Origin of the sequence: Granulicella sp. L60 (genome assembly GCF_009765825.1) — a bacterium.
Classification (GTDB): domain Bacteria; phylum Acidobacteriota; class Terriglobia; order Terriglobales; family Acidobacteriaceae; genus Edaphobacter.
The window spans coordinates 17,391-36,732 of sequence record NZ_LMUR01000003.1; the positions used below are offsets into that span (position 1 = coordinate 17,391).

General features: G+C 60.4%; 17 protein-coding genes and 1 tRNA gene. 10 read left to right on the top strand and 8 right to left on the bottom strand.

Translation table 11 applies throughout. The features are described from left to right. Positions 1 to 29: 29 nt before the first annotated feature. Entirely contained in the window at positions 30 to 1,610 is a 1,581-nt protein-coding gene (locus tag GSQ82_RS00785; protein WP_158790131.1) for an FAD-dependent thymidylate synthase, read from the top strand. A gap of 96 nt (positions 1,611 to 1,706) precedes the next feature. Next, complete coding sequence (gene recA / locus GSQ82_RS00790) at positions 1,707 to 2,774, top strand: recombinase RecA (protein WP_158790132.1); 1,068 nt, start codon at positions 1,707 to 1,709, stop codon at positions 2,772 to 2,774. Positions 2,775 to 2,910: 136 nt separating this feature from the next. Here the strand turns inward: recA and GSQ82_RS00795 are convergent, their stop codons facing one another. The 3 genes from GSQ82_RS00795 to GSQ82_RS00805 are packed head-to-tail and all read right to left on the bottom strand — an operon-like array spanning position 2,911 to position 4,656. Continuing rightward, complete coding sequence (locus GSQ82_RS00795; protein WP_158790133.1) at positions 2,911 to 3,498, bottom strand: Spy/CpxP family protein refolding chaperone; 588 nt, start codon at positions 3,496 to 3,498, stop codon at positions 2,911 to 2,913. Position 3,499: 1 nt separating this feature from the next. Further along, positions 3,500 to 4,048 carry a hypothetical protein gene (locus GSQ82_RS00800; protein ID WP_158790134.1) on the bottom strand — a complete coding sequence of 183 codons (549 nt, stop codon included), beginning with the start codon at positions 4,046 to 4,048 and terminating at the stop codon, positions 3,500 to 3,502. Then, complete coding sequence (locus GSQ82_RS00805; protein WP_158790135.1) at positions 4,045 to 4,656, bottom strand: RNA polymerase sigma factor; 612 nt, start codon at positions 4,654 to 4,656, stop codon at positions 4,045 to 4,047. The genes GSQ82_RS00800 and GSQ82_RS00805 overlap by 4 nt, the downstream gene beginning before the upstream one ends. A gap of 128 nt (positions 4,657 to 4,784) precedes the next feature. Between GSQ82_RS00805 and coaD the strand changes: the two genes are divergently transcribed. From coaD to GSQ82_RS00830, 5 genes are all read left to right on the top strand, one after another. Further along, positions 4,785 to 5,279 (top strand): pantetheine-phosphate adenylyltransferase, encoded by a 495-nt coding sequence (gene coaD / locus GSQ82_RS00810; RefSeq protein ID WP_158790136.1) that lies wholly within the window; start codon positions 4,785 to 4,787, stop codon positions 5,277 to 5,279. 55 nt (positions 5,280 to 5,334) lie between these two features. Then, entirely contained in the window at positions 5,335 to 6,531 is a 1,197-nt protein-coding gene (locus GSQ82_RS00815) for a pyridoxal phosphate-dependent aminotransferase (RefSeq protein ID WP_158790137.1), read from the top strand. Between the two features lie 66 nt (positions 6,532 to 6,597). Further along, positions 6,598 to 7,764, top strand: coding sequence for a mannose-1-phosphate guanylyltransferase (locus tag GSQ82_RS00820; protein ID WP_158790138.1), 1,167 nt, complete (start codon positions 6,598 to 6,600; stop codon positions 7,762 to 7,764). Positions 7,765 to 7,821: 57 nt separating this feature from the next. Further along, complete coding sequence (locus GSQ82_RS00825; RefSeq protein ID WP_158790139.1) at positions 7,822 to 9,261, top strand: phosphoglucomutase/phosphomannomutase family protein; 1,440 nt, start codon at positions 7,822 to 7,824, stop codon at positions 9,259 to 9,261. Then, positions 9,258 to 9,923, top strand: coding sequence for an HAD-IA family hydrolase (locus tag GSQ82_RS00830; protein ID WP_254061325.1), 666 nt, complete (start codon positions 9,258 to 9,260; stop codon positions 9,921 to 9,923). Before GSQ82_RS00825 ends, GSQ82_RS00830 begins: the two co-directional genes overlap by 4 nt. 450 nt (positions 9,924 to 10,373) lie before the next feature. Here GSQ82_RS00830 and kdsB read toward each other — a convergent pair whose 3' ends face one another. Further along, a complete protein-coding gene (kdsB, locus tag GSQ82_RS00835) occupies positions 10,374 to 11,171 on the bottom strand; it encodes a 3-deoxy-manno-octulosonate cytidylyltransferase (protein WP_158790140.1) in 798 nt (265 codons plus the stop codon). Positions 11,172 to 11,730: 559 nt separating this feature from the next. On the opposite strand from kdsB, the gene GSQ82_RS00840 reads away from it, so the two are divergent. From GSQ82_RS00840 to GSQ82_RS00850, 3 genes are all read left to right on the top strand, one after another. Continuing rightward, positions 11,731 to 11,807 (top strand) — tRNA-Met (locus tag GSQ82_RS00840). A 129-nt stretch (positions 11,808 to 11,936) separates the two neighbouring features. Next, the gene (locus tag GSQ82_RS00845; RefSeq protein ID WP_158790141.1) at positions 11,937 to 13,169 is read left to right on the top strand and encodes a S41 family peptidase; all 1,233 of its coding nucleotides are present in this window, start codon (positions 11,937 to 11,939) and stop codon (positions 13,167 to 13,169) included. A 235-nt stretch (positions 13,170 to 13,404) separates the two neighbouring features. After that, positions 13,405 to 15,882, top strand: coding sequence for a penicillin-binding protein 1A (locus tag GSQ82_RS00850; RefSeq protein ID WP_254061326.1), 2,478 nt, complete (start codon positions 13,405 to 13,407; stop codon positions 15,880 to 15,882). On the opposite strand, the gene ribF is transcribed toward GSQ82_RS00850, so the two are convergent. The 4 genes from ribF to GSQ82_RS00870 are packed head-to-tail and all read right to left on the bottom strand — an operon-like array spanning position 15,812 to position 19,285. After that, complete coding sequence (gene ribF, locus GSQ82_RS00855; RefSeq protein WP_158790143.1) at positions 15,812 to 16,813, bottom strand: riboflavin biosynthesis protein RibF; 1,002 nt, start codon at positions 16,811 to 16,813, stop codon at positions 15,812 to 15,814. The two genes, GSQ82_RS00850 and ribF, sit on opposite strands and share 71 nt — an antisense overlap. Next, the gene (locus GSQ82_RS00860) at positions 16,813 to 17,598 is read right to left on the bottom strand and encodes an MBL fold metallo-hydrolase (RefSeq protein WP_158790144.1); all 786 of its coding nucleotides are present in this window, start codon (positions 17,596 to 17,598) and stop codon (positions 16,813 to 16,815) included. Before GSQ82_RS00860 ends, ribF begins: the two co-directional genes overlap by 1 nt. A gap of 2 nt (positions 17,599 to 17,600) precedes the next feature. Then, positions 17,601 to 18,233 carry a DUF1844 domain-containing protein gene (locus GSQ82_RS00865; protein ID WP_158790145.1) on the bottom strand — a complete coding sequence of 211 codons (633 nt, stop codon included), beginning with the start codon at positions 18,231 to 18,233 and terminating at the stop codon, positions 17,601 to 17,603. A gap of 2 nt (positions 18,234 to 18,235) precedes the next feature. Further along, positions 18,236 to 19,285, bottom strand: coding sequence for a folate-binding protein YgfZ (locus GSQ82_RS00870; protein WP_158790146.1), 1,050 nt, complete (start codon positions 19,283 to 19,285; stop codon positions 18,236 to 18,238). Between the last annotated feature and the right edge of the window lie 57 nt (positions 19,286 to 19,342).

Here is a 19,342-nt window from a genome sequence, read left to right on the forward strand (position 1 = left end):
GGGTGGGATCAAGTATTCTGGGGTTCATCATGTCAGAGAACCAGAAAGATTCAGGGAATCAGACGGGCGCTCCCCAGGGCGAGACCGATGTTTATGCGATTCATGGTGCGGACCCCGAGGTTCTCGCCTATGCGATGGCGAAGTACTCTCGGTCGTCGCTCACGATGAAGGAGTCGCTGGCGGAGATCAGTTCACAGCGTGCGGAACAGTTCCTGAACACGTTTTACTTTCAGTATGGTCATCGGTCGATCGCGGACCTTGCGCATATTCCGTTTGCGATTGAACGGTTGAGTCTGCTGGCTGCGATTGAACTGGTGGACGAGCAGCGTTGGGATGGGCAGGAGCGTTCGACGCGGTATCAGAACTTTCGGCGGTCGGGTTGGTTTACGCCGAACCTAGGGGAGACGACGCCGGTCTTTACGGAGGCGGTGCAGGAGCTGTTCGCGGTCTACGACAGGGTCAGCGCGGGGATGCTGGAGGCGTTGAAGGCAGCGATTGCGCAGCCGGAGTCGATGAAGCCTGACGCCTATGAACGTACGCTGAAGGCTCGGGCGTTCGATGTGGCGCGTTATCTGCTGCCGCTGGCGACCAATACTTCGTTGGGACAGATTGTGAACGCTCGTACGCTGGAGACGCAGGTCTCGCGGTTGTTGACGAGTTCGTTTGCGGAGGTGCGGCAGCTTGGCGAAAAGCTGCGTGTTGCGGCGACGGAGCCGGCTTGGAACGTGCAGCACAGTGCTGCGGAGGTTCTGTGTGCGGAGGTCTCCTCTGTCGATGCAGGCTGCGGTGAGCGCGTCATCGAGGCTTTGCTGCGTCCGGTGAAGACCGCGCCCACGTTGGTGAAGTACGCTACGCCGAACGAGTATCTTCGGCTTACACGCAGCGAACTTGCCCGTGCTGCGGCGGAGTTGATGGGAGATGCGCCGATTGCGCCTGCGCCTGTGGTCGATCTGCTGGATGATGCTGAGACGCTCGAGGTCGAGCTGGCTACGTCGCTGCTCTATCCTTACTGCCACTACTCCTATCGCCAGCTTCGCCATCAGGTTGCTGCGTTGAGCGCCAATCAGTGCGGGGAGATCGTTGCTCTGGGCGCGAAACATCGCGGGCGGCATGATGAGCTGCTTCGTTCGTTCAGCTCAGGGCATGGCCTGCGCTTCGATATTCTGATGGACATTGGGGGCTTTCGCGATATGCATCGTCATCGCCGGTGCGTTCAGCTGCTGCAGCCGTATACGGATGTGCATGGCTATGAGGAGCCGATCTGCCCGGGGCAGCCTACGCTGGCAGAGGCGGGGTTGTCGGCGGTCTATGGTGAGGCGATGGACGCGGCATATGCGACCTATCGGCGGCTTCGCGACTGCGGCGAACCGGAGGCTGCGCAGTCGGCACAGTACTGCCTGCCGTTGGCGACTCGCTGCCGTGCGATGTTCAAGATGGACTTCGCGGAGGCGCTTTATATCTCTGAGCTGCGGTCGGGTGTGGCGGGGCACTTCAGCTATCGTCGTGTCGCTTGGGAGATGTATCGGGCGGTCGCGCAGAAGCATCCTTCGCTTGCGGGGTACTTCCGGATTGACGATGTGAACGAGCCGGTGGACCTACTGCGACGATAGTTGTATTCGCCTTTTATTTGCTTTTTTCGTTTTCGATGCTAGAATCCGCATTGAGCTTTTACCCACTGCTTAACCACATTTTAGGAGCGATATAACGTGGCAGATGACCGTAGCAAGGCAATAGAACTGGCTCTTTCCGGGCTGGAAAAGCAGTTTGGCAAGGGTTCCATCATGCGGCTCGGCTCGAAAGATGTTGTGCCGATCTCGGTGATCTCTACGGGTTCGATCTCGTTCGATGCGGCGCTGGGTGTGGGCGGGGTTCCGCGCGGACGTGTCATTGAGATCTTTGGGCCGGAGTCTTCCGGTAAGACGACGATTACGCTCCAGATCATCGCCGAAGCCCAGAAGGCCGGTGGACTAGCGGCGTTTGTGGATGCGGAACATGCGCTGGATCCGGCGTATGCGGGCAAGCTTGGCGTGGACATCGACAACCTGCTGGTGAGTCAGCCAGACTATGGTGAACAGGCGCTGGAGATCGTGGAGGCGCTGGTGCGCTCGAATGCGATCGATGTGTTGGTGGTGGACTCCGTGGCTGCGCTTGTGCCGAAGGCCGAGCTCGACGGCGAGATGGGCGACTCTCATATGGGTCTGCAGGCGCGGCTGATGAGCCAGGCGCTGCGTAAGCTTACAGGAACAGTTTCGAAGTCACGCACGTGCCTGATCTTCATCAACCAGATTCGCGAGAAGATCGGCGTGATGTTCGGTAACCCGGAGACGACGACTGGCGGTAAGGCGTTGAAGTTTTATTCTTCGGTCCGGATCGATATCCGCCGCATTGGTGCGGTGAAGGATGGCGACACGGTGGTGGGTTCCCGCACGAAGGTGAAGATTGTGAAGAACAAGGTGGCGGCTCCGTTCCGCGACGCTGAGTTCGACATTCTTTACGGCGAGGGGATCTCGCGCGAGGGCGATGTGCTGGACCTGGCCGTGCTGCATAACATTGTGGACAAGAGCGGTGCGTGGTACAGCTACCAGGGTGAGCGTATCGGACAGGGCCGAGAGAACGTCCGTAACTTCATGAAGGAGAACAAGGACGTCTTCGGCCGTGTCGATACGGAGCTGCGCAAGAAGCTGGGCATCTCTGGATCGGCGGCGCCAGAGGTTCCTCCGGTTCCGGCTGATGGTCCTGTTCAGGCTAAGGAAGCTGTTCGGGGCAAGAAGTAGTCTTTCGCGAGGCGATAGCGTTGCTGCTCAAATTTACATTGAAATAGGAAAGCCCCGGATCTGATCCGGGGCTTTCTTTGTTTATGACGTCAGTAGGACGCTGATTTTGCGAGGTTGTCTCGATTGAGGGAAGGGGCTAGTACATGCCCTCTCCGCCGCTGCCACTGCCGCCGGGTGCGTCGCCGCGACGCGGGCCACCGGGCATTCCGCCGCGCCTCATCCTGGAGTGACGGGCCTCCTGAAGCTTGGTCCACTGGTCCGGTGTGAGAACGCCGCGGATGCCGAGAAGCATCCTCGCGTTCGCTTTTTCAAGCTCGGCGCGGGCCTGGGCGGTGTGGTCGATTTGCGCGAGAATCTTGTTGGTATCGGGGGGATTGGCGGAGAGCATGGGCTCCATCAGTACCTCCTGCTTTTCGACGTTGGCGCGCAGGTCGATGAGCTGGAGACGGCTCTGCTGGAAGATATCGTCCATGCGTTTCTGCTGGTCGGGGGTGAGCGTCAGCTTCTGAATGAGGTCGGCGTTATGCCACCAGATGCCCATGGGGCCGATGCGGAAGCCGGGGCCACCACGACCTCCGCCCCAGCCGCCTCGGTCCTGGTCCATCTTTCCACTGGGAGGGCCGCCTGGACCTGCTGATGGCGGGCCGTCGGGCTGCTGGGCGACCAGAATCGGTCCGGAGAGGGCTGCGAATAAGGTAAGCAGGAGCACAGGTTTGAGTCGCATGTTAGTTCTTCCTTTGGTCTGAATTGGATGAGGTCGTGGATGCTTCGGCTGTGGGATCGGCCAGCGGCTCCATGGCAGAGGGGACGTCGGCAGATACCTTCTGGTCGATATCGGCAAGCAGTTGATCATCGGATTCGGTTGTCTGCTGCGATGTGGACGCAGTCTTCGCGGATATTGGAACGACAGCGTGGTCGCGGTGCATGGTCAGGGGGAACAGAGACGCGACAATGACGACCATCGCTGCAGCCCAGTAGAGAGGCTGCGAGAGATACCGGTGAGGAGGCGCGATGGAGGATCGCTGCGCGTAGCTCTGGGCGTACTCCTGATGGGCGAAGGATATGGAGGCGTCGCGAAAGTTGGCGAGGGAGTCGCGCAGGCTTTTGAGTTCGCTTGAGCAGAGGACGCAGGCCTGTAGATGCTGCTGGACTACGTCGGAGCCGGCATCGGCCGGGTGCTGCTCAAAAGATTGGGGGCCGCGCGAGGGGGGCTGGAGAGACGGGTCGGCGAAGATGAGATCGCAGAGTTGCTCGTGGGAGAGATGGATGGTCATATCGACTCCTTCTGGATGGCGCTATGGCGGGCCCGGATGGTGGCGAGGGCGCGGTAGAGATGGGTTTTGACGGTGCTGACGGGCAGGCCCGTGATGTTGGCGATCTCGGAGAGTTCGAGCTCTTCTACGAAGCGCAGGACGAAGATGCTTCTCTGACGGGCGGAGAGCTGGGCGACACTCTCCCACACAAGGGCAAGCTGTTCGCTGGCGATCAAGCGCGATTCTAGCGAGCTGTCGCGGTGGGGAACGTGCGAGGAGACGTCGGATACATCGACTGCGGTCTCCGAGACTCGTTTCCAGAAGCGGAAGCGGTCGGTCCGGGTGTGGTCGCGGACGAGGTTCAACGCGATGCGCATCAGCCAGGTGGAGACAGAGCAGTCTCCGCGGAAGTTGCTGCGGGCTGACCACGCGCGGACGAAGGTGTCCTGGGTTAGAGACTGGGCCAGATCGCGGTCGCGGATGGCCAGGAGATGGAAGCGGAATATTCGCTGCTCATAGGTCGCTACGACCGAGGCCAGATCGTCCAGTGGCGTGGCCGGTGACTGCGGTGCGATCGATGCCTGCTTTGTCACGGGGAGAGCGTCGGTGGTGATGGCGTGTGATGGCATGAGGAACCGTTTTGTGGCCTGGCTGAGTTGTTCATCAGCTAATGAGAGAGACGCAAAGGGTTGTCCGCAAGACTACAGGACGGGATCGATTTATTTTTTACCGTCAAAGCGCGATATGCTGCTGATGCATGCATACCGTTAGAGCTATCTATCCCGGAACGTTCGATCCGCTTACGAATGGGCATCTCGATCTTATTGCTCGAGGCTCGAAGATCGTCGATGAGCTTGTGGTCGCGATCCTGCGCAACTCCGAGAAGGGCACACCGCTTTTTACGGTGCCCGAGCGCGAAGAGATGATCTTTGAGGCGACGCGGAGCTTTGGCAATGTGTCGGTGACGACGTTCGACGGGCTGCTGGTGGACTTTGCCCGGCAGCAGGGAGCCAAGGCAGTGCTGCGGGGGATTCGGGCCATCAGCGACTATGAGTATGAGTTTCAGATGGCGATGATGAACCGGAAGCTCGACCCAGAGCTTGAGACGCTGTTCATGATGCCTGCGGAGAAGTACACGTATGTCAGTTCGCGGCTGATCAAAGGGGTATTCCAGCTGGGCGGAGATGTTTCGGCGCTGGTTCCTCCACTGGTGATGGAGAGGCTGAAGGCTAAGGTTCCTAACCGGCTTTAGGGGCAAACTGGTCTGCGGCTTTATCTCAAGGTCCAAATCTGCCAAACTAGAGAGTATGACCACTGCAACTGCGACGAAGATATTTGCGGACCGGATCGGCCGCATTGAAGTTTCGGCAACCATGGCGATTACCGCCGCTGCGTTGAAGTTGAAGTCCGAGGGTGTGAACCTGGCGGACTTCGGGGCGGGCGAACCGCATTTCTCGACTCCACGTCATATCAAGGACGCGGCTATCGATGCGATCGAGAAGAACTTTACTCGCTATACGAACGTTGCGGGCATTCCGGAGATACGGAAGGCTGTGGTGGATCGTCATGCGTGCGACTTCGGCTCGAACTATACGCCGGAGGAGTGTGTCTTTACGACCGGCGGCAAGCTGGCGCTGTTCAACGCGATCCAGGTGCTGGTCGACCATGGCGACGAGGTGATTCTGCCGGTACCGTACTGGGTCTCGTTCAAGGACATCATCCAGTATGCTGGCGGCAAGGTGGTCCTGGTCGAGAGCAAAGAGGAAGAAAATTTCAGGATTACGGCGAAGATGATCGAGGCGGCGATTACGCCGAAGACGAAGGCGATTATTTTGAATACGCCGTCGAATCCTTCGGGTGCGGTGGTGTCTCCCGAGGACCTCGAAGCGATTGTTCGCCTGGCCCACAAGCATGGGATCTATGTGCTGCTCGATGAGTGCTATGTGTACCTGACGTTTACCGGTGAGGTTGTCAGCGGTGCTTCGTTTACGGACTGCAAGGAGCACATCGTCGTGCTGGGTTCGCTTTCGAAGACCTATGCAATGACAGGATGGCGTGCAGGGTTTGCGCTTGGACCGAAGCCTATTATTGCGGCGATGAGCAAGCTGCAGTCGCAGAGCACGTCGAACACGGCGAGCATGGTGCAGCGTGCCTCGATTGCGGCGCTGACGGGTTCGCAGGAGTGCGTGACCGAGATGCGTGCGGACTACATCAAGCTGCGCGACCAGGTGCTGGAGGGCTTCAAGACGATTCCTGGACTTAGCTGCACGGTGCCGCAGGGAGCTTTCTATGTCTATCCAAATGTAAAGAATTTTATTGGCAAGGGTGGCATCCAATCAGCGTCGGATCTTGCGGCCAAACTACTGAGCGAAGCTCACGTGGTGGTGGTTCCAGGCGAGGCGTTTGGAACGGATGAGCATATTCGTCTGTCCTACGCGGTCTCGCACGACGTGATCGATGAGGGCGTAAAGCGGATGCGGGAGTACTTTGCGAAGCTAGGTTAATGCAATCTTTTGGATGGACCGCACCTCGGAACTCGCGATGCGGTCTTTCCTTTAAGATGGAGGCGTATGCCCTTTGAAGGCGGTAAGACGGAGCAGGCTTTCGCTCCTGTGATTCTTGCAGGTGGCAGCGGGACGCGATTTTGGCCTCGCAGTCGGAGGACACGGGCCAAACAGGTTCTTGCCCTGGATGGCGACCGCACGATGATTCAGCAGACGCTGGAGCGTCTTACGCCGCTGGCCGACCCAGGCGATGTGTGGGTGATTACCAACAGCCTTCTGGATGACCTGATCGCGGAACAACTTCCTGAGGTATCGCGCGAGCATATTGTGAGTGAGCCTACAGCGAGAAATACAGCTCCGGCGTGCGCTCTGGCTGCGTTTCTTCTTGAGGCTTCCTCGCCTGAGACGGTGATTGGCATCTTTCCATCCGATCACGTGGTCAAGAACAAGGCTCGCTTTGCTGAGGTGATTCGTGCCGGTGTTGCACTGGCCGCGAGTGGAGAGAAGATCGTCGTGCTGGGTGTACCGCCTACGCGTGCGGAGACAGGCTACGGCTACATCGAGCTGGGTGATGCAGTCGATCCTGCAAAACTGCCTTTCTCGAATGTAGCTGTGCGGCGCGTGAGGCGATTTACGGAAAAGCCTCATGGTCAACTCGCAGAACAGTTTGTGGCCTCCGGCAACTATGCATGGAACGGTGGGATATTTCTATGGAGCGCGCGGACGCTGGCGAACGCTGTGCGCGAGCATTGCCCGGCGATGGCACCGCTGCTGGAGAAGATCGCGGAGGCACGCAGGATCTCTCAGGCTGAATTTGATCGCGTCTTCGCTGAGGTCTATCCGAAGTGCGAGAGCATCAGCATTGACTATGCAGTGCTGGAGCCTCGGTCGGCCAAGGGTGAGATAGGTGCGGAGATCTACAGCTTGCCGGGGGACTTCGAATGGAACGATCTTGGGTCCTGGTCTTCACTGCATGAGCACGCGGCAGACTGCCCTCCGGAGAATGTCTCGGTTGCGAACGTCTTTGAGGGTGAGGATCCGCTTTGCATCTCCATCGATTCGAGCGGTAACTACGTTCACGCTCCGGGGAAGGTGATTGCGTTGGTGGGCGTGAGCAATCTGGTGGTTGTTCAGACAAAGGATGCTCTGCTGATTACGACTCGTGAGCGGTCGCAGGAAGTGGGGAAGGTCGTTGCGGAGTTGAAGGCTGTCGGCAGGGAAGACCTCATCTAAACAGCGTTATGAATGAGCCTGGATACAAGGGCTTAGAGAAGGCATCGAACGAACGATATGGCAGAGATGACAGTAGTCAAGTTTGGTACCGATGGCTGGCGCGGGATTATCGCGGATGATTTCACGTATGCGAATGTCCGGGTGGCGGCGGCTGCGATTGCGAACTACGTTCTGGCGCATGAGAGTCCTGAGGCTGGAGTTTGCATCGCCTATGACACGCGCTTTGGTTCGCGCTCTTTTGCGAATGTCGTTGCGGGTGTGCTGGCCGGGGCTGGGATTCCGGTGGCGATGGCTGCGGAGATTACGCCTACTCCGGCGCTGTCGTATGCGGTACGGGAGCGGAAGGCTGCGGGCGGTGTGATGATCACGTCAAGCCACAATCCCGCGGAGTGGAACGGCGTGAAGTACAAGGCCAGCTATGGCGGGTCGGGCAAGCCTTCGATCATGGCGGCGATTGAAGGCTATCTGGGGAAGGCATTGCCGCAGGCTGCTGTTGCGGCGCGTATCGATACGGTCGACTTCAACCCGGATTACATTGCGGCGATTGCGCGGTTTGTGGATCTTGAGGCGATTCGTGCTTCGGGATACAAGTTCCTGATCGACTGCATGTATGGCGCAGGGCGCGGTGTGATTGCGGGTATCTTTACGGAGGCTGGAGTGCCGTTCGTGGAGATGCGGAGTGAGATCAATCCTGCGTTTCCGGGAATCAATCCGGAGCCGATTCTGCCGCATATTCATGCGACGCAGCTTGCGGTGGTTGCGGAGAGATGCGATGCGGGACTGATCACCGATGGTGATGCGGATCGTATTGGCGCGGTGGATGAGCATGGCAATGTTGTGGATGCGCATAAGATCTTCGCGGTGCTTCTGAAGTGGTTGCTGGAGCGGAAGAAGTGGCCGGGCGATGTGACGCGCGCATTTAACACGACGAAGATGCTGGACCGGATCTGCGTGAAGTACGGGCGGCGGCTGCATGAGCATGGGATCGGCTTCAAGTATGTGTGTGACCTGATGCTGGAGCAGGAGATTCTGATCGGCGGTGAGGAGTCGGGCGGGGTTGGGATCAGCCGGCATCTGCCGGAGCGGGATGGACTGCTGAACTCGCTGCTGATCGCGAATGTGATGGCGGATGAGAAGAAGACGCTGGGCGAGCTGGTGGCGGCGCTGCAGGAGGAGTTTGGCGAGCACCAGTATGGACGCGTCGATATGCACATCACCGAGGAGTTGAAGCAGGGTGCGATTGCGCGGGCGAAGGCAGGTGTGGCGGAGATTGCGGGGTTGAAGGTTCTGCGGGTGGAGACGCTGGATGGAATCAAGTTCTTCCTGGAGAATCCGGAGTGCGCGGGTAAGGTGAATGCTGCTGAGACGTGGCTTCTGCTGCGGGCTTCGGGGACCGAGCCTTTGCTTCGGGTGTACTGCGAGAGCTGTTCGGTAGAGTCGGTCGAGCGTGTGCTCGCGGCGGCGCAGGCGCTTGTGCTGCAAGGACGTGTCGCTTGACGAGTCCGATTGTGGTGGAGACGAAGGGCATTTTGTTCGATATGGATGGGGTTCTGGTGAGCTCCATCGGTTCGGTGATTCGTTCCTGGAGACGCTGGGCGGAGATGTATGACGTGCCTAACGCCGAGGTGTACGAGGTTCCGCATGGGATGCGGGCGATTGAGATTGTAAAGTCGCTGCGGCCTGACATCGATCCCGTGGAGGGGCTGCGGGTGATCGAGGATATCGAGTTGGAAGACGTTGCCGACCTGGTGGTGCTGCCGGGGGTGCGGGTGTTGCTGGAGAGCTTGCCGCCGGAGCGGTGGGCGATCGTGACCTCGGCTACGCGGAGGCTGCTGCTGGGGCGGCTGGTTGCTGCGGGGCTGCCGATTCCTGGGCTGATTATTACTGCGGATGATGTGGAGCGAGGGAAGCCGGACCCGGAGCCGTATGTTCGTGGGGCTGGTTTGATTGGGCTGCGTCCTGAGGATTGCGTAGTGGTGGAGGATGCGCCTTCGGGTGTGGGGGCTGGGGTTGCTGCGGGGTGCCGAGTGCTGGGGGTGCTGGGGACTCATGCTGCGGCGGATCTGGATAGGGCGGATTGGGTTGTGGGGTCGCTGGAGGGGGTTGTGGTGGTGCCGGGGGTGGATGGGTTGGAGATGCGGTTTGCTCCGGTGGGGTGAGGTGGTTGTTGACGGCTTGACGCGGGTTCCTTCGCTTCGCTACGGAATGACAAACAAAAGGGCAGGCAACGGCAAGTGCAACAGCAACAGCAGATCCCTGCGGGATGACAAACAAAGGGACGGGCAACGGCACGGGCAAGTGTAAATGGGGTACCCCTCCCCTCCCCCACTTGAAATGCTAAAGCGTTGGCGGTGTATGACTTAGCGTAGAGGGGGGGGCGCAAAATATTCCATCTAAATGGGTTACGGCTAAATATTTCCATCAAAAGGACTTAGGTGGCAACTCTCCTTGTTAAATTTGAAAGCCCCGATTTGGTCGGGGCTTTTTTAGCTTCTATATCCAGTATAGGTTGTGGAGGGTAACTTGTACGCCACGCGGATCTCTCTATGTTGCAAGGAGTTAGGTTGGTTTGGGGCTTGACAGCGTTTTAGAGGCGGCTGGAGGGAGGGTCAGGTGAGCAGGAGGGACTCTACGCGCTGGAGGTCTTCTTCGGTGTCTACGCCGATGGTGTCGTAGTCGGTGGGTTCGACGTGGATGGGGATTCCGTTTTCGAGGAAGCGGAGTTGTTCGAGGCGTTCGGCTTGTTCGAGGAGGCTGTGGGGCAGGGTGGGGAAGCGCTGGAGGGCGGCTTTGCTGTAGGCGTAGAGGCCGATGTGCTTCCAGTACTGCGGCGGGATGTGGTTGCTTGCTGGTGCTACACGGTCGCTTGTTGGTGTTTGGGGGCTTTTTGCTGGAGCGTCGCGGTCGTAGGGAATGGTGGCGCGGGAGAAGTAGAGGGCGCGGCCGTCGGTGGCGGTGACGACTTTGACGGCGTTGGGGTTCGCGATGTTCTCGGGGGTGCAGAGGACTTTGAGGGTGGAGACTTCGACGTGGGGGTGGGCGAAGGGGCGGAGGAGCGCGGTGAGGTGCTGGGGTTTGAGGAGCGGCTCGTCGCCCTGGATGTTGACGTAGATGTCGGCGTGGATGGTCTGGGAGATGGCGTGGACGCGGTCGGTGCCGCTGGGCAGGTCGGGCGAGGTGAGCTGGACGGGCCAGTGGTTGCGGTGGCAGAGCTCGGCGACCTCTTCGGAGTCGGTGGCGATGAGGACGCGGTCGAGCTGGGGGCAGGCGCTGGCGGCGTCGAAGACCCAGGCGAGCATAGGGCGTCCGGCGAGGGTGCGGAGGACCTTGCGAGGGAGGCGGGTGGAGGCCAGGCGGGCGGGGATGACGCCGAGGATTGTCGGTGGATTTTGAGTGGGTTCAGGCATCAATTTGGAAGAATGTTCTGTGCTTTGATTCTAGCGCTCTCACCCGCTCGTGCGATGGTAAGGTAGATCCCTCCGCCAAGCAGGATGGCTGCTCCAGAAAACTCCACGTACGAAGCCAAAGAAGGTACTCATGCAGCATTGACCTTCTATTACGTTAGGTTTGCAGTCGCCAGCTTTGCCGAAATAGGGGAATAGCGGGACTGCCGCGAAAGAGATGGCCATAAATGTAAGAACGGACTTCCAAAGGGCGATTTTAGATAGTGTCTGACGAATCGTAGTAGGGCTCTCTGAGCATGGTGGCATTGGACAAGAAGGCATATCTCAGGGGCTGAAGCCCGCTTTTTGGGCAGCCGGGAATGCCTGGGCTAAAGCCCAGGCCTATCTCAAAAAGCAAAGACACCAGCCGGAGCGATTCGTCAGACACTACCTAGAGCCAATTCATGCTCGAGCCTCGTTTACCCGCTGCGACTAATCAAGTATCATTGCAAAAGGCTGACGTGAGCGGCGCAGTGGATCGTGCCGCGAGATATTCCTTCCGATACAGCCTTCAACAACACCCGGCGGTGTAGCTCAGATGGTTAGAGCGACGGACTCATAACCCGTAGGTCGGCAGTTCGATTCTGCCCACCGCCACCAAAGTGTTATCGCGCGTACCAGCGCACTCTCTGTGGTTCGAGAGTATCATTTTGTCTATATCGCTTTGCCGGCGGGATGCGTCTAACTCCTGCTGGTAAGGGAAGACCCCTTTTGGAGCTGTACAGAACTATGCCTAAGATCTCGAAGATCCTGCTGCTCGCCGTGTCGGTTGTCCTGGTTGTAACGGTGTTTCTGGGCGTCAACTCGAGCGGCGTGAACGCGGCGACGGAGCCGCAGGATGGCGCGTACCGGCAGATCAACGTGTACAGCGAGGTGTTGCGGCATATCCAGACGGACTATGTGGAAGAGCCGAACATCAACTCGGTGACGAATGGGGCGCTGCGCGGGCTGCTGGAGTCGCTGGATGCGGATTCGAGCTACCTGTCGCCGGACGACTATAAGGCTTATAAGGCGGACAAGGGCGGCAAGGCGCAGGTGGGGATCAATGTCTCGAAGCGCTTTGGTTATGCGACGGTGGTGTCGGTGGTACCGGGCAGCCCGGCGGATAAGGCGAACCTGAGCGACGGCGACATTATCGAGGCGATTGGAACGCAGGATACGCGGGATATCTCGCTGGCGATGATTCGCCTGATGCTGGAGGGTCAGCCGGGGAGCGAGTTGACGGTTTCGGTGGTTCGTCCGCGGAAGAGTGCGCCGGACAAGATTGTGATGACGCGGGTTTCGCCTGCGCTGGCTCCGGTGGCGGAGACGATGTATGAGAACTCTTCGATTCTGTATCTGAAGCCGGGAGTTCTGGATCACGAGCATGTGCAGGAGATCGAGACGAAGCTGAAGGCGATGCCGAAGGCCGGGAACAAGAAGGTGCTGCTGGACCTGCGCGATGTGGCGGCTGGCGATATGGCAGAGGCTACGCGGCTGGCGAACTTCTTTTTGAAGTCGGGCACGATTGCGACGCTGGAGGGACAGAAGGTGGAGAAGCAGACGTTCTCTGCCGATCCGGCGAAGGCTGTGAATACGACGGCTCCGGTGGTGGTGCTGGTGAATCGCGGGACTGCGGGGCCGGCGGAGCTTGCGGCGGGTGCGCTGCTGGATAACAAGCGGGCGGAGCTGGTGGGGGAGAGAACGTTTGGCGAGGGCGCGCAGCAGAAGACGTTTGAGCTGCCGGATGGTTCGGCGATGATTCTGTCGATTGCGAAGTATGAGTCGCCGTCGGGTAAGAAGCTGCAGGACGATGGCGTGACGCCGGGTGTGACGGTGGCTTCGGCGAAGGACGATGACGGCGGCGCGGATGACGATGCGGCTGAGGCGACGGATAGCCATGCTGCTCCGGCGAAGCCTAGCGTGACGGTGGATGAGCAGCTTTCGAAGGCTCTGGATCTGTTGAAGAGCAAGGCGGCTTAAGGCTACAGGCGCCCTGCGCGGGCGGGCGGTCACTTCGTGACCTGTATACCGCTTTGCGTGGGCCTCCTGTTGGTTGGCGGACAAATCTTTCAGGCGACCATCGGGAGCAGCGACCGGAGGGGTTATACGAGTCACGAAGTGACCGCCCGCCGCGTAGGCGCCGTGCTATGGTGAAAGGGCCGTGCAGAGCCTATTTAAGCGAGATACCGAGACATCATCAGGGGAAGAAAGCCCTTTGTGGCAGCGCGTTCTTCGACGCCTGATCGAGGGGCCTGAGTATCCGAGTCGACGGATTGCGCGGCGGCTGACGTTCTATACGCTGCTGGGTCTGTCGGCGGTGTTTGGTGCGTTGTGCGGGCTGATGTTTGTGTACTCGATCGATCTTCCGCAGATGGACGATCTGGCGCGGTATCGGCCGAATACGACGACAGAGTTGCTGGATGTTCATGGGCGGGTGTTTGGCTCGTTTGCGCTGGAGAGGCGCGTGGTGGTGCCGTACAGCGACTTTCCTCCGGTGCTGCGGCAGGCAATTATTTCGATTGAAGACAAGAGCTTTGAGCGCAACTGGGGTGTGAATCTGTTTCGCGCGGTGGGTGCGGCGTATCGCGATCTGCACTCGAGCGGGAGGGCGCAGGGCGCTTCGACGTTGACGATGCAGCTGGCGCGGAATTTGTTTCTGTCGTCGGAGAAGACGTATGGACGGAAGCTGCAGGAGATCTTTCTTTCGACGCAGATTGAACGGCGGTTTACGAAGGAGCAGATCTTCGAGCTGTATGCGAACCAGATCTATCTTGGGCATGGGACGTATGGGTTTGAGGCGGGGTCGGAGTATTTTTTCAGCAAGCATGTGCGCGACCTGACGCTGCCGGAGGCTGCGCTGCTGGCGGCGTTGCCGAAGGGGCCGGAGGCTTATTCGCCGCTGCGGTATCCGGATCGGGCGCTGCGGCGGCGGAATCTGGTACTGAGCGAGATGCAGTCGGATGGGAAGATTACGGCGCGGCAGGAGGAGGCGGCGAAGGCTGCTCCGCTGGGGCTGCACCTTGAGGCTCCGGCGAACAGTATTGCGCCTTATTTCGTGGAAGAAGTGCGGCGGCAGCTGGAGAAGCAGTATGGCGTGGACCAGGTGCATGGCGCGGGGCTGCGGGTGTATACGACGCTCGATCTGGATTTGCAGCAGGTGGCGAAGAGAGCGGTGATGGACGGGACGGCTGCGTATGAGCGCAGGCATGGGTGGAAGGGGCGGCTGGCGAACGTGGTGCTGGAGGGCACGGATGTGGAGAGCTATCGGCATCCGGACTGGGTGCAGCCGGTGGAGAAGGATAGCTATGTGCATGGGGTGGTGACGTCGGTGGCGGCGAAGAAGGTTGGGGTGAAGGTGGGGGATCGGCGGGCGGTGCTGACGCCGGAGGACTGGAAGTGGACGCAGAATGGGGATGCGGATAGTTTTCTGCGGACGGGCGATGTGGTGTATCTGAAGGTTGAAGAGGTGCAGGCGGGCGGGGGGATGAAGGTTTCGCTGCAGCAGGACTCGGGCGCGCAGGCTTCGATGATGGCGGTGGACAATGCGAGCGGCGAGGTGCTGGCGATGGTGGGCGGACGCGACTTTGCGTTGTCGCAGTTCAACCGGGCGACACAGGCGCAGAGGCAGGTGGGGTCGTCGTTCAAGCCGTATGTGTATACGACGGCGATTGAGGCGGGGGCGAAGCCTTCGGACATTATTGTGGACGGGCCTACGACGTTTCCGACGCCGAATGGGCCGTATACGCCGCATAACTATGAGGCGAACTATCTGGGGGCGATGACGCTGCTGAATGCGTTTGCGGAGTCGCGCAATATACCGGCACTGAAGCTGGCGGATCGTTATGGGATTCGGAAGGTGATTGAGACGGCGCACCGGTTTGGGATTACGAGCAACATTCCGGCGTTTCTTCCGGTGGCGATCGGGTCGGCGGATATTACGCTGGCTGAGCAGGTGGGGGCTTACAGCGTGTTTCCGAACGATGGGATTTTGATTGAGCCGCGGTACATTCGCAAGGTGGCGCAGGCGGATGGATTGCCGCTGGAGAGTGCGCCGAGCGTGGTGACGGAGGTGATTTCGGTGCAGACGGCGCGGACGATGATGCAGCTGCTGCAGGCGGTGGTTCGTCAGGGTACGGGAGCGGCGGCGTCGCAGTTGAAGCATCCGTTTGGAGGCAAGACGGGGACGACGAACGACTATACGGACGCGTGGTTTATTGGGTTTTCGCCTTCGGTGACGTGTGGGACGTGGATTGGGTATGACGATCGGCAGAGTCTTGGTGAGAAGGAGACGGGTGCGCGGGCGGCGCTGCCGATGTGGATGGACTTTATGCGGGCGGCGATTGCGAATAAGCCGAATGAGGCTTTTGCCACGGCGGATGCGCCGAAGAAGAGGCTGGATGTTGCGGTGAGCTCGGCTGCGGGTGGTGTGAAGCCGGTGGGGGATAAGGGTGCGGGTGTAGGGGATTTGCCGAAGGGGGCTGCTCCGGGTGCTGTGGTTGGGCCTGCGAAGGCGGTTGCTGTTGCACCTAAGGTGGCTCCGGGGGCGAAGGCGGGGGTGAGTGCTCCGGAGAAGGTTGGTGTTCCTGCTGCGAAGACTGGTGCTCCTGCTGGGGAGAGGCCTACTACGGTACCTGCACGGCCGCATGCGGATGATCAGTCCGGGGTTTCGAAGCCACCGCCCGACACAAACTGAAGTATCGCTTTGCCTGGGTTACGTCGCGGCCGATCTGCGCCTTCAGGGCTTCGGGGTTGGGCCAGCGGATCTCCGGGCGGAGGCGGCGCAGGAAGGTCAGGGTGAGCGGGGTGGTCTCGTCGAGGGCGATGGGGTGGAAGTTGAGCAGGTGGGATTCGACGGTGAAGGAGTCGGCTCCGAAGGTGGGGCGGTTGCCTACGTTGGTGATGGCTTCGAAGGTTTCGGCGGACGGGCCGGAGCCGATGATGAGGGTGGTGATGTAGACGCCGTTGGCGGGAAGCAGCTCGGTGTAGGGGGCGAGGTTGATGGTGGGGACGGTGTAGCGTGTGCCATAGCCGCGGCCGGAGGCGGGGATGCTGTGAACGGCGAAGCTGCGGCCGAGGAGAGCGCGGACGTGGCTGACGTCGCCCTCGGCGACTAACTGGCGGATGCGGCTTGAGGAGACGGCGTGTTTGCGGACGCTGTGCGGGGTGTAGACGCGGACGCCGAAGCCTAGTTCGCGTCCGAGGGCTTCGAGGCTTTCGATGCCGGCCTGGGCCTGATAGCCGAAGCGAAAGTTTTCGCCCTCGTGGAGTTCGGTGACGTGCAGGGCGTTGTGGAGGACGTCGGAGGCGAAGGCTCGTGCGGTGGTGTGCGAGAGGGCTTCGGTAAAGGGAAGGACGAGTACGGCGTCGATTCCTGTGGAGCGCAGGAGTTCGAGCTTTTCGGCGATGGGCGTGAGGAGGGGCTGGATGGAATCGGGACGAAGGACTCTGGCGGGATGGGGGTCGAAGGTGATGGCGAGGGAGCGGAGGCCGAGGCTCTGCGCACGGGCGACGACCTGGGCGATGACGAGCTTGTGTCCGCGATGGACGCCGTCGAAGTTGCCGATGGTTGCGATGACGGGGCCGTAGTCGGCGGGGATCTCTGCGAGTTGATGGAATATCTGCATCAGGCGATCTCGAATTTAATCTGCAGGCCGTCGTGGGCGAGGCGGATGTGGGGTGGGAGCATGGCGTTGGTGGTTTGGTGGTCGAGATCGTGGCCCATGTGGGTGAAGAAGGCGCGCTTCGGTTTGAGCTGCTCGACGATGTCGACGGATTTTTGTAGATGGGAGTGGCTGGGGTGGGGATCGTGGCGTAAGGCATCGACGATGAGGACGTCGAGATCCTGGAGAAAGGGAACGCTGACGGCGGGGATATCGCTCATGTCGGTGAGGTAGGCTGCGGAGCCGAAGCGGTAGCCGGTGATCTCCTGACGGCCGTGGGTGACGGGGATGCGCTGGAAGCAGGCGCCGAAGAGATCGAAGCCGGCGCCGGGGGTCATGTCGATGCGATGAGTCTGGACGCGGGCGCTGGTGGGATAACGGTCTTCCTTGCGGAAGGTGTACTCGAAGATGCGCTCGATGTTGGCGGCGGTTGGATCGTCGGCGTAGATGGGCAGGTTGCCGTTGGCGTGGAAGCTGAGGGGACGGAGGTCGTCGAAGCCCATGACGTGATCGGCGTGGCCGTGGGTGTAGAGGACGGCATCAACGCGACGGATGCCTTCGCGGATGGCCTGAGCGTGGAAGTCCGGGCCGGTGTCGATGAGGACGGTGCGGTTGTCGTAGGCAAGCCGGATGGATGGCCGGGTGCGGCGGTTGTGGGGGTCGGTCGAGGTGCAGACTGCACAGTCGCAGCCCAGGGTCGGCACCCCCATGGAGGTGCCGGTTCCGAGGAATGTGAGGGTCGCATCCATCGTTAGCGGACGATGCTTGGGCCGCCGGGGCCACCGGGACGTCCAGGGCCGCCGGGTGCCTTCGCTGCTGCGGACCGCGCTAGGGCCTGGGTGACCTCGAGGAAGGCCATGCGGAGTTCGAACAAGGCGCTGGAGAGGAGGCGCTCTTCATCGAGGGAGAGATTGCCTCTGGTCTTTTCTTCGAGGACGGCGAGCATGTCGACGCTCTGGCGTGCGCCGAGGATATCGACCTGGGGCTGCTGGCCCTCCTGCGTGGTGCCACCGAGCTGCATGATCGAGGTCATGTAGACGGACTGGACGAGCTGCTCGAAGCTCATCGTGGGTGGATGGTCCATGCCGGGGTTGGCGGAGCGGATGGCGGTGTCGAGACGGTCTGCCGTCATCTCGTAGGCGCGCTTGGCCTGATCGCTCTGTTCGGCGGTTGGGGCGGTGGGTGCTTCGGTGTCGGTGGGCTCGGGATGGATGGAATGTGGGGCAGAGGCTTCGGGCTTTGACTCAACTAAGGTTGCGGAGGATTCGACCTGCTCGTCGCGTCTCTCGCGTTCGGGCGAGGGATCGGCGTCGGGGCGGGGTTCGCCGTCTTTGGTGAACTTACGGCGGTCGGTGACGACGAAGGGTTTGTTCTGTTCGGACATGATCACACTCTTTCAGAAGATTCTGATGCTGCGTGCAGCTCCGAGGCTGCAACGCTCAAAAAGGGAAGGGAGACGGGTGATGCGGTTCCGCCGGAATAGAGGAGGGGCGTGCCTCGTTCGAGGGCCTCGCACCTTACGTATCCGAGGGCGAAGTGCGTGGAGGTGGGTTGTGCGTTGGGCAGTGGAATCGTGGCTACGGTGGTGAGTTCTCCGATGGGTTTGCCGTCGGCTTCGAAGATGGCGCCTGCGGGTGGGAGTTCGCCTTCGAGACGGAAGCCGCTGAAGGTGCGGTGGACGTTGCCACGGGAGCGGATGCGCTCGACGATCTCCTGACCGAGATAGCAGCCCTTGGCGAAGTGGAGGGCGCGGGTTTGTGCGGTCTCCTGGGGGAGTTCGCGGTCGCGAATATCGATGGCGAAGGCTGGGGTTCCTTCGAGGATGCGAAGCCACTCGAGGCTTTCGGGGGTGCAGGTGGATGCGCCTTCGCGCTGAAGGGCTGCAAAGAGATCGTCGGCGATGACGTGGTCGGCCCATAGCTCGAAGCGGGGGACGAGGGGGCTGTGCGCGTGGATGATGCGCACTTCGCTGTCGTGCCAGAGGGTGGCGCGGATCTCCAAGGTGCCCGGCTCGGCGGTGATGGTGAGGCCGATCTTTTCCAGAAGGCGGGCTGCGTGGGGGCCTGCGATGAGGAGGCCTGAGGGCTCGGCGCTGATGTCGGTTAGCTCAACGTCGTCCATGATGATGTAGCGATCGAGGAGAGCCATCATAGGCAGGAGCTGGGTTGCACTGGTCTCGATGAGCAGGGATTCGGGCTGGGCGAAGATGTTCGCGTCGCCCTGAATGCGGCCCTGGACGCTGAGGAGGAAGTTGTAGGTTCCTTCACCGGGGTTCATCTGCTGGATGGAGTTGGTGACCATGCCGTTGAGCCAGCGGACGCGATCTTCGCCGGTGACGCGGATCCATCCGGTGTCGTCGAGGCGTGAGATGCCTGCGCCCTGGAGCAGCGAGGCCAACTCTGAGGCGGCGTTTCCGGATTGTGCTGGAGGGGTCATGGCGGGAGTCTGCGAAAACTTGCGTACACTTGATTATAGCGGTTATGAGAGGGTGAT